This is a genomic window from Pseudoalteromonas sp. NZS127_1 (assembly GCF_015864295.1).
Classification (GTDB): Bacteria; Pseudomonadota; Gammaproteobacteria; order Enterobacterales; family Alteromonadaceae; genus Pseudoalteromonas; species Pseudoalteromonas arctica.
This window is the reverse complement of the sequence record NZ_JADYXO010000011.1, coordinates 92,254-103,015: the sequence shown is the minus strand read 5'-3', so window position 1 is coordinate 103,015 and position 10,762 is coordinate 92,254. Positions and strand designations below refer to the sequence as shown.

The following is a 10,762-nucleotide window of genomic DNA, read 5'->3' as shown; positions in this document are numbered from 1 at the left end:
TTAATTACCAAGTGGAGTACTGTCTTCGCTATCAATAATGCCGTCATTGTCGGCATCTTGATCGGCTATTAAACCTGAGGCTGTTATGTCGTCTTCGCTTACATTTGGTAGGAAAAAGTTAGGAAGTCCGTCGTGATCGGTATCTACACTGGCAACTGCTTTTTCTCTAAAGTCATCACGGGCAGCTATTAAACTTGCCATTTCAGTATAAAGGTTGAGTTTATCTGCTGAGCCATTTACGCTATTTTCAATTAACGAAATTGCTTTAGCATTATCACCAAGAAGCACATGAGCAGAAACTAAGTCCATCATATTACTTTGTAATGCGGTGTCTGAAAGCGCAGTAATGCGTTCCTCTAAAGTATTAATTAACGTAGACGTTGGTGCTTTAAATCCTTGGTATTTAGCTTCATAGTCATTAATGTTTTGAGCATTAGCCCCCATAGATGACAACGCACTGTAAATAGTGAAATACCCAGTTTTAGGCGCTTCAATATCTAAAATATACTCTTTTAAAAGCTCAACTAGATCGGTTAATTGGTTGCTATCAAACTCTGAAATTAAAGGCGTAATTTCTTCAACCGATAAAGTAAATGTGTCTAATGCTTGTGTTGAATAACCCGCATCAATCATAAAACCAAGTGTTTCTAAGCGGTTCTCAAAGCGATCTTCAGGGGTTTCTAGTTCTGATATATAGTTAAGTAATTGCGTATATATAGCTGGGATATCATTCGTTGAGCCAGATCGAGTTAGCGTCATTATTACATTGCTATGAACTGAAATTTGGCTGCTAGATGAGAGTGTTTGTAGCTCACCGCTTTGTAGTTTTTCGAGCATAGTAATGCACTTTTCAGCTTGAACTTTTTCATCCATACCAACGCGACCGCTTATTTCAACAAAAGCAGAGCAGCCTCTAAAACCAGTAAGATACGTTGCATAACTCTCGGCTTGTATGTACTCATCTGAAATAAGTAAATCACCGGCATAATTCATTACTTGTTGAGCTAAATCATTTCGATTAAATTGGCTCAAAATAAGTGCAGTACCAGGTAAGTTTGTAGTATCGGTTAACCCCTGAAATAGCACGTTATATTCATCTTTATCTTTAAAAGGTTGAGCAACTTCATCGAGTACTGTTGTGGCATCTTCGCCTGCTAATAAACGCTGCGCCACAATAAATGAAACCATTGAGCGTTGTGCAAATGATTGCTCCCATTCAGATGTAATTAGTTCATATGCAGGGTTTTTAGTTGTGTCGTACAGCGCCTCGATAAGTGTAGCTAAATTACTTAGTGCATACGGGTAGTAGCTAAGAGTTGCTTGTGAATAAGGTGAGGCAGCATAATTATAATTACTATCGAAATTAGTAATACCATAAAGAGCGAGTGCTTTATTAGTATATTCACGGGCAAGTTCTAACTGATTAGTTTGTAATAAAAACTCTGCCGACCATGCTAAATATAGTATACGAGAGCGGTGAGTTGGCTCTCCTTTATAATCACCATTTTTTGCTATTACGTAGCCGGTTTTATTACTTAATTGAGCGAACGATTTAGCGAATAACTTTGCAGTTTCTAAGTTTTCAGCAGTGGGTGTCGCTGCATATGATTCAAGAGTTGAGCTTGCAGCACTTGAAAATGCAGTAATAAAGTACCCAAATGTAGTTGTAAATTCATCCTGTGCTGCGTTTAATGCATAGCCTTCAATTTGTTCAATTAAGCTAGTTGCTTGCGACAGTTGTAATGCATCTAAATAGTCTCGTGTAATAGTTAACAACCAAGATGCATCATTTCTGTCTATATTATCCAATCCTTTTTCAGCAAGGTATTGGTTATAAGATGTTAAAGCTAGCTCTCTATATTCTATAGCTTGCTCAGAGCGATTAATCGTATCCAGTGCACTGGCTACTTTTAAAAGCCCATCGGCATAGGCTGTTTGTTCGTTAATCAGCGCTAAATACTCTTGTGCGGTAGTTAAAAAACCAGCGCGCGCATAAGCTGCAGCTTGAGTTTGATAAATACTATAACGAGATAGTTCATCGTTAATATTTTCTGTTATTAAATCGGCTTGTTTTAAATGAGACTTATCTGAGCTGTAGTAGTAGTTACGTTTGTCTTCATTTGTTACATAAGAGGGGCTAAGTGAAATAGTCGCAGTTAATGGCTCACTTATAATGCCGTCGGTATAACTAACGGTAAATTCATCATTTTGCGTAGTGAGTGTTTGTGCCTCATAGCTAAATTCACCAGTTTCACTATTTATAGATATTACACCACTACTTGGCGGTGTAAGTAGCGTAATGCTCACTGCATCGCCATCAACATCACTAGTATTTATTTTACCTACACTTGTTGTTGAGGTAGTAAATGTAACATTAGTTGTTGAAATAGTAGGTGCATCATTAATGTTTTCAATAATAAAACGTACAACAACATCAGCGCTTAAACTGCCGTCACTTGCTGAAATAGTCGTGCTATCTTCACCAAAAAAATCAGCGTGTGGTGTGTAAGTAAATTCACCGTTAGCCTCTAATGTAATAATGCCGTTACTTGGAGATTGCGCCAAAGTATAACTAAGCGGGTCGTCGTCAGTGGCTGAAACCTGTCCTGAAAAAGCGGTATCTTCATTAAGCGTAAAACTTAAATTTGATTGGGTAAATAATGGTGCATTGTTGCCCGAGCCGCTTCCACAACCAGCTAAAGCGAGTGCGCATAAAATAGGGGTAAATTTAATGAGTTTGTTCATTATTGTTAATATTAGAAGTTAATAATATTGCGAATGATAACGCATATCAATCGCACTTCATATTTAAAGATGTGTATTTATCTCATAAATAAGAATGTTTATTTTAATTAGTATGAGTTTTAAGAGGTAAAGCTACATAAAAACAGAAAGATAAGTAACTAGTTTAAAAAGAATATTGCATTAGCTAGTTCTTATAAAATATAAAGGCCAGCTAAAATTAAACAGTTAATATCATTTAACCCCTCCTTAACCCTCGACCTAATAAGCTATGTGTAATAGTACGAATTAGGCATAGTTAAATGGTTTATTTTACAAAGCACTCAACCGGTTTGTTACTTGCACTTAGTTGCACGCTTGCTGCATGCAGTAGTCAGCCAAGCTATCAAGGTAATAGTACTGAGCAGTCGCTAAAGCAACATGCAAACTGGCAGTACACACAAAGTAACGCACAGCAAGTAAATTACATTACCGATTTGGTGGATATTGAAGGGCTTGATTCGCTTATTGAGCAAGCTGTTACTAATAATCCATCGTTTAATCAAGTGCATGTTGCATTAAAACTAGCTTATGCGCAGCGTGATGTAACCGCTGCAAGTCAGTGGTTTAGTGTAGATGCAGAATTTGACGCGCAGCGCAGTAAAACCGAAGGCACGCAATATAGCTCATCAGTAGGTATAAGTTGGGAAGCCGATATATGGCAAAAAATTGCTGACAACGTAGCCGCGCAAGATATGACTATTGCCAGTAACCAAGCTACTTATCAAGGTGCTAAAGACACATTAGTAGCGAGTGTTATTCGTACTTATTTAAATATTATTTTGCAGCAAAATTTACTCGATATAGAGCAACAACGTTTAGTTGTTTTACAAAATAATGAGCAAAGTATTGTAGAGCGCTATCAATATGGATTAGGTGATTTAGAGGCGCTTGATACCGCACGAGCTAGCACGTCATCAACGCGTGCAACCATTGCGGACTATCAAGAACAAATAGCAAAAGCAAAACGTGCTTTAATGCTAATTGTTGGTACAAATAAACTTGAGGGTCTGCCAGATACCTTAACACTACCAAACGTTATTGAGCCACTAAGCACCTTACCAGCGCAAGACCTAGCACGGCGACCTGACTTGCAAAGTGCTTATTACGATATTCAGGCAAAGCATTACTTAGTTGATGTATCGTATAAAGAATTACTGCCTAGTATTTCGCTTTCAGCGTCATTAAGTGATTTAGCAAGCACCCCAAGCCAAGCATTATTAGCCAGCCCAGTGTGGAGTTTATTGGGGAGCTTAAGTGCACCTCTATTTGAAGGCGGTGCATTACGGGCGCAAGTTGATATAGCAAAACTTAATGCTGAACAAGCATTTTGGCAGTACCAAGACACTTTATTAAATGCGGTAAATGAGGTAGAAAATGCCCTCGGACAGGAGCAGTCATTAACCGAGCAACGACTACAAATAAGCAATGCGCTTGCCAGCGCTAAAAGCAGTTTTAGTAACTATCAAAGTAAATATCAACAAGGTTTGGTTGATATTTTAGATTTGCTAACAGTGCAACAAAAAGTATACGACCTGCAAGCTCAACTTAGTCAAATAAACTACACCCTTTTAACTAACCGCATAGATTTAGGCCTTGCTTTGGGCCTTGGAGTATCGTCATGAGAATTTCGCCAACACCTGTTGTTGTAACCCTTGTTGCAATTATTAGTATAGGGCTTGCTGTTGCGTATAACGCTAAAAAAATGGATGAACAAGCTAATAGCTCAAAATCTGTCACGGTTAGAGCTATTGCACCAAATGTATCGGTAATTAATGCTGTTGCGGGTACTTACCAAGCTTATGTGAACGGACATGGTCAAGCAAAGGCGCATTGGACACTGACCTTAAAAGCACAAGTTAAAGGCGAAGTGACTAATATGAGTGAGCAATTTGCAACCGGAAACTTTGTATCTAAAGGGCAGGTGTTTGCACAAATAGATAATACTGAATACTTACAAGCCCTCGCAAATGCCAAAGCCACACTCGCTGATGCGAAACTCGCACTGCAAGAAGAGCAAGATCTAGGGGAACAAGCAAAACGTGAATGGGAACGCTCAGGTGTTACGCAGGCACCAAGCTCACCACTGGTATTTAGAACCTTGCAGCTAGAAGCCGCGCAAGCCACGCTTGATGACGCTCAATATGCACTTAAAACAGCACAGCGTGATGTAAATAATACCCAGTTAAGTGCTCCGTTTGATGGTGTTATTTTATCGAGAGATATTGATTTAGGTACTTATGTTGGTATTGGCGATACGCTTGCTACATTAAACAGCACTGACAAAGTAGAAATAACCGTGCCGCTTTCATTGAATCAGTGGCAAAATCTGGCAAATAATAAGTCAAATGAGGTTATTTTAAGTGATGTAGCTACTAATACCAAATGGACTGGCTACATTGAGCGCTTTGAACAACACCTAGACGAAAGCTCTCGCCAGCGTAGCATTATAGTTGCTCTTGATAAACCGTTTGAGCAAGCGACGCCATTATTACCAGGTACATTTTTAGCGGTTGAAATTGCAGGTAAACAATTAAGTAACGTAATTGAACTGCCTGCTTCAGCGGTATCACAAGATGGCTTAATTTGGTACGTGAATGATAAAAACAACTTAGTAAGCACACAAGCCAATAAAGTATTTGAGCGTGGAGATTACGTATACATTTCACCAATAGAGGGTGTTAGTAAATTAAAAGTAGTTGTGCGTCCACTTGTTAGTTATTTAAACGACATGAGGGTAAATCCAATTGTTGAAGGAGTACAATAATGAGCCCTCATCAGCCACCTCAAGTACCTAGCAGTAATAACCCGTTGCACGGTATTATTAATTGGTTTGCAAATAACTCTGTTGCAGCTAATTTATTGTTAATAAGCGTGATTGTAATGGGGATTATGTCGCTTTCTACGTTGCGTAAAGAAGCTTTTCCGAGTTTGGAGCCTGATACTGTTTCGGTGTCAGTTGTTTATGACAGTGGTGATGCATTACAAGCTGAAGAGGGGATTGCGCTCAAAATAGAAGAAGCTCTTGAAACAGTACAAGGTATAAAGCGCATTACCTCTACATCTGATGCAAGCGGCAGCCATGTTAGCATTGAAAAAGAAACAGATTATTCACTCGATGAGCTACTCTTTGATGTAAAAAATCAAGTCGATGCAATTAACAACTTCCCGGTTGATGCTGAGCAACCTGTTATTGATAAAGCGCGCAGGCAAGATCATGCATTAACACTACAGCTTTTTGGGGATGCCGATCGCCATACATTACAAAACCTGGGCGAAAAACTTAAAGCCGATTTATTAGCGCAATCAGGTATTAGCGACGTAGCGCAGTCGGGTGTGATTGACCCGATGATGTCCATAGAAATCGACGAAGGTAAACTCCAAGCCTATGGCTTAACTATTAGCGATATAAGCGAGGTCATTAATAATGAGTCATCAAGCCCGCTTTCGACTAGTTTACGCGATAGTAGTAAAATTATACGCTTAAAAGCCGCTGACCAAGCTTACTGGCAGCGCGACTTTGCCAATATTGTATTGCTAACAACCGCATCAGGCACACAAATTAAGTTAGGCGATGTAGCAACCGTTACCGACTCATTTGCCGAAGATAGCAACTCATTAAGCCGTTATAACCAACAAAATGCCGTAGGCGTTGAAATTTTAATGGGCGATAACAGCGATATAACTACCATTGTTGAGCAAGCTAATAGCGTAATAGATAAATGGCACGAAAGCGGTTTATTACCTCAAAACGTAGAGCTTGAAAGCTGGCACGACAAAAGCACCATGATCACCGATCGTTTATCGCTACTTACTAAAAATGCCGTGACCGGTATTATTATGGTGTTTGTAATACTTGCCATATTTTTAAACGTACGCGTAGCGCTGTGGGTGGCTGGTGGCTTGCCGTTTGTATTTTTTGGTACGCTTTATTTTATGACCGATGGCTACACCGCACTGACCATAAACGAAATGACTACCTTCGGCTTTATTATGGCGCTGGGTATAGTGGTAGACGATGCCGTTGTTGTAGGCGAGAGTATTTACACCACACGTAAAAAACATGGCGATACATTAAATAATACAGTTTTAGGCACCATGAAGGTTGCTGTGCCAACAATATTTGGGGTGTTAACCACGGTGGCTGCGTTTGTGGCGCTTTCGAATGTATCAGGTAACTTAGGTAAAATTTACTCTCAATTTGCTACCGTAGTAACTATTTGTTTACTGCTTTCAGTTGTTGAATCAAAACTTATTTTACCATCGCATTTAGCCCACATTAGTACTAAACGCCAAGTTAAAAAAGGCTTAGGGGGTCTGTGGTCAAAAATACAACATGGTGCTGATAGTGGCTTAAGCTGGTTTAGCAAAAACATTTACTGCAAGGTTATTGAATTTTCACTGCGCTTTAGATACGCCGTAGTGGCTGCGTTTATCGCCTTTTTTATACTGGTTATTGGCATGCCAATGACAGGCACAGTTAAAGTTGGTTTTTTCCCAAGTATTGCAGGCGACACCGTAACAGCCAATTTAGTTATGCAAAACGACGCAGCCTATGGGCAAACAAACACAAATTTACTAACGCTAGAGCAAAGTGCATTACAAGCTGAGCAAAACTTAATGACTAAGTTGAGCTCTGACAAAAGCGAAATAACCAGCCTTCAAGTTGTTAGCAGTAGCGACACCAGCGGTGAAGTAAGTGTTGAGCTATTAAACGAAGGCGCTTTTACAGCAAGCGAATTTGCTCAAGAGTGGCAGCGCGTAGCAGGTAGCCTTGAGGGCAGTAAAAAATTACAAATATTAGCCACGCGTAAAATGGTCGATAACTTTAAAGTTGAGCTTAAAGCGTGGGACGACGAAACCGTAATGGCGGCGGGCGCACTATTTAAGGAGCGCTTACAAAATACCGCAGGCGTTAACGGAATAGACGACAACTTAAACCCAGGTCAGCCACAGCTTAAATTTACCCTAAATGCACAAGGGCGTGCACTTGGAATGGATACAGCCAGTTTATCAAAGCAAGTACTGCAAGCCTTTGGTGGTGCAGTTGTACAACGCTACCAACGTAATAAAGACGAAGTTAAAGTACGTGTACGCTACCCAGAAGATGCTCGTAAAACACCTGCCGATATAATGCAGTCGCGTATTCGCCTGCCTGATGGCACCGTTGTACCGCTAGTTAACGTAGCCACAATTAGCAGTGAATATCAGCAAGATGAAATAACCCGCATTGATGGACTACGTGCAATTTATTTAAGCGCCCAAGTAGATAAAAACGTGATTGCTCCAAACGAGTTAGTTGCTAATTTAAAGCGCGACTTAATTCCAGAGTTAACACAGCAATTTCCTAATTTAAGTGTGTATTTTGCAGGAGAGGCAGAACAACAAAGCGAAACCACCAGTTCAATGAGCACTATGTTTGTAGCTGCTTTATTAGTGATTTACGTGCTGCTGGCTATTCCGCTTAAATCGTACATTCAACCTGTACTAATCATGGTGGCAATTCCGTTTGGTATTGTGGGCGCTATTTTAGGGCATTGGTGGAACGACTTAACCATTAGTATATTGTCGTTAAATGGTATTTTGGCGCTCAGTGGGGTAGTTGTAAACGACAGCCTATTACTTGTTTCGCGCTTTAACGAACTAGTAAAAGAGGAGGGCATGAGCACGCACGATGCCATAGTTGAGTCGTGTACGAGTCGTTTGCGTGCGGTATTACTTACCTCAATTACAACTTACGCAGGCTTAGTGCCGCTACTTAGCGAAACCTCAATGCAGGCACAGTTTTTAATCCCTGCTGCGGCATCACTTGGCTACGGTATTTTGTTTGCCACGGTTATTACCTTAATACTTATACCGGCATTATTGATGATTCAAACCGATGCTAAACGCGGTATTGATGCTGTGCTAAAATCGCTAGGTGCTAAAAATAAAACGCAGGAAACAGCCTCTTAATGATAAACGTACTACTGGTTGAAGACGACATAGACTTGGCAACCACCATTGTTGATTATCTCGAAATTGAGTCAATAGAGTGTGACCATGCAAGCAATGGTGTAATGGGTTTAAATTTAATAGAACGTAATCAATATCAAATGATTATATTAGATGTAAACATGCCCAAAATGGACGGTTTAACCATGTGTAAAACATTGCGTGAGCAAGGCATTGATATACCAGTATTAATGCTGACAGCGCGCGATAGCCTCGACAATAAGCTTGAGGGGTTTGCAGCCGGTAGTGACGACTATTTAGTAAAACCATTTGCTATGAAAGAGCTAGTAGCGCGCGTTAAAGTATTAGCAAAACGCAAAAGTGGTGAAGCAAAACGCCTTACATTTGCTAATTTAACACTTGATTTAACCGCGCATACGGCAACAGTCGAAGCAGGTAACTTAAAGCTATCTCCTATTACTTTTAAGTTATTAGAATTACTTATTAGGGAGCAACAAAAGCCAGTTACCCGACACGCAATTATGCAAGCCATTTGGGGAGAAGAGCAGCCCGACAGTAACAGCCTAAAAGTACATATTTACCATTTACGAAAACAGTTAGAGCAAGCTAATTGCCAAGCGGTACTTGAGACAATTCCCAGTGTAGGGTTTGTATTAAAACTAAAAAATGAGACACATGCATGAAAATAAGACCTAGTTTAAGGTTGTACTTTTTTGTCAGCATGGTGCTTTTAAGTTCGTTAATGGCTATTGGTTTTTCGTTTTTAAGTGTTAGCTATTTTACCGATGGTTTAGACAAAGGCTTGAATGGCGTAATGCATGCACTTTCGCAATCGGCTGAGGTTAAAAACGGGCAACCGAAAGAAATGATTGGCTTTAATATAGCAAGTCGTTGGGAGGATGTGCCAAATGAGATTAAGAAACGTTTTATAAAGCCTACAGAGCGAGGTATATTGCAAAAAAGCCAAGAAAAAACAGCGTTTTTTTCTATGCCAAAAGACTTATATTTTGTTGTATATTTTGAAAACCCTGCTGGTGAAGCTCGTTATGTATCACGTATTATGCTTGAGGAAAACCGCCTTCCAAAAAAAGGAACACCCGAAAAACCAATACAAAGGTTATTATGGATAGCGTTAACGGGGATAACAGCAATAGCACTGTTTACCTTCTTTTTGTTTATGGTAATGAAAAAGATAGCAAAACCGGTAGAGTCCCTGCGGGGTTGGGCAAAGTCGTTAAATCAAACAAACTTACAACACACACCGCCCGATTTTACCTATAACGAACTAAATACCTTGGCAACGTTAATACGCAGCAGCTTGCTTTCGGTATACGAAAGTGTAGAGCGTGAACAACGCTTTTTAAGTTATGCGAGCCACGAGTTACGTACGCCAATTTCGGTTATTCGCAGCAATGTTGAATTACTTAACCGCTTAAGCGAAAAAGCCCCTTTAAGTGACAAACAGCAACTTACACTGCAGCGAATTGAGCGCGCCGGTTTAACCATGAGCGATTTAACTGAGACGTTATTGTGGCTTAGCAGAAATGACGACCAGCAAAGTTCACCAGAGCCTGTAAACCTAGCCGTTAAAATAACAACCTTGGGTAACGAACTCGATTACTTACTCAATTCAAAACAAGTTGATGTACTTATAAATACCGATAACCACAGTACGACTATTAGTACCGAAGCTACCGCATGCCACATAGTACTTACAAATTTAATACGTAATGCGTATCAGCATACGCAACAAGGGCAAGTGCGTATTACTCAACAAGGTAGCCGCGTGATTATAGTAAATAGCAGCGCACAAACTGATACGTCACACGTTACTAATAGCGCAAATAAGCCTACCAATATTGGCTACGGTTTAGGATTAGAGTTAAGCGAAAAAATAATAAAACGACACGGTTGGGTATACGAAGTAAACGACATGCCAGGGCGTTATGAAGTGGTGGTCGATTTTAGTTAATAGACTTTTTAATACTTAGATTTGAAATATAAAAACCGCGCTAGGACATTGTAA

At 39.9% G+C, this 10,762-nt stretch carries 6 protein-coding genes; 5 read left to right on the top strand and 1 reads right to left on the bottom strand.

The window, feature by feature from the left end; translation table 11 throughout:
• A complete protein-coding gene (locus I6F50_RS11735; protein ID WP_165739956.1) occupies window positions 1-2,745 on the bottom strand; it encodes an Ig-like domain-containing protein in 2,745 nt (914 codons plus the stop codon).
• A 299-nt stretch (window positions 2,746-3,044) separates the two neighbouring features.
• On the opposite strand from I6F50_RS11735, the gene I6F50_RS11730 reads away from it, so the two are divergent.
• The 5 genes from I6F50_RS11730 to I6F50_RS11710 are packed head-to-tail and all read left to right on the top strand — an operon-like array spanning window position 3,045 to window position 10,708.
• Window positions 3,045-4,406 (top strand): TolC family protein, encoded by a 1,362-nt coding sequence (locus I6F50_RS11730; RefSeq protein WP_197176276.1) that lies wholly within the window; start codon window positions 3,045-3,047, stop codon window positions 4,404-4,406.
• Window positions 4,403-5,548, top strand: coding sequence for an efflux RND transporter periplasmic adaptor subunit (locus I6F50_RS11725; protein ID WP_197176275.1), 1,146 nt, complete (start codon window positions 4,403-4,405; stop codon window positions 5,546-5,548). The genes I6F50_RS11730 and I6F50_RS11725 overlap by 4 nt, the downstream gene beginning before the upstream one ends.
• On the top strand, window positions 5,548-8,736 hold the full coding sequence (locus tag I6F50_RS11720; protein ID WP_197176274.1) for an efflux RND transporter permease subunit: 3,189 nt from the start codon (window positions 5,548-5,550) through the stop codon (window positions 8,734-8,736). Before I6F50_RS11725 ends, I6F50_RS11720 begins: the two co-directional genes overlap by 1 nt.
• Window positions 8,736-9,419 carry a response regulator transcription factor gene (locus I6F50_RS11715; protein ID WP_197119231.1) on the top strand — a complete coding sequence of 228 codons (684 nt, stop codon included), beginning with the start codon at window positions 8,736-8,738 and terminating at the stop codon, window positions 9,417-9,419. Before I6F50_RS11720 ends, I6F50_RS11715 begins: the two co-directional genes overlap by 1 nt.
• Window positions 9,416-10,708 (top strand): HAMP domain-containing sensor histidine kinase, encoded by a 1,293-nt coding sequence (locus tag I6F50_RS11710; protein WP_165741071.1) that lies wholly within the window; start codon window positions 9,416-9,418, stop codon window positions 10,706-10,708. The genes I6F50_RS11715 and I6F50_RS11710 overlap by 4 nt, the downstream gene beginning before the upstream one ends.
• Window positions 10,709-10,762 lie beyond the last annotated feature (54 nt).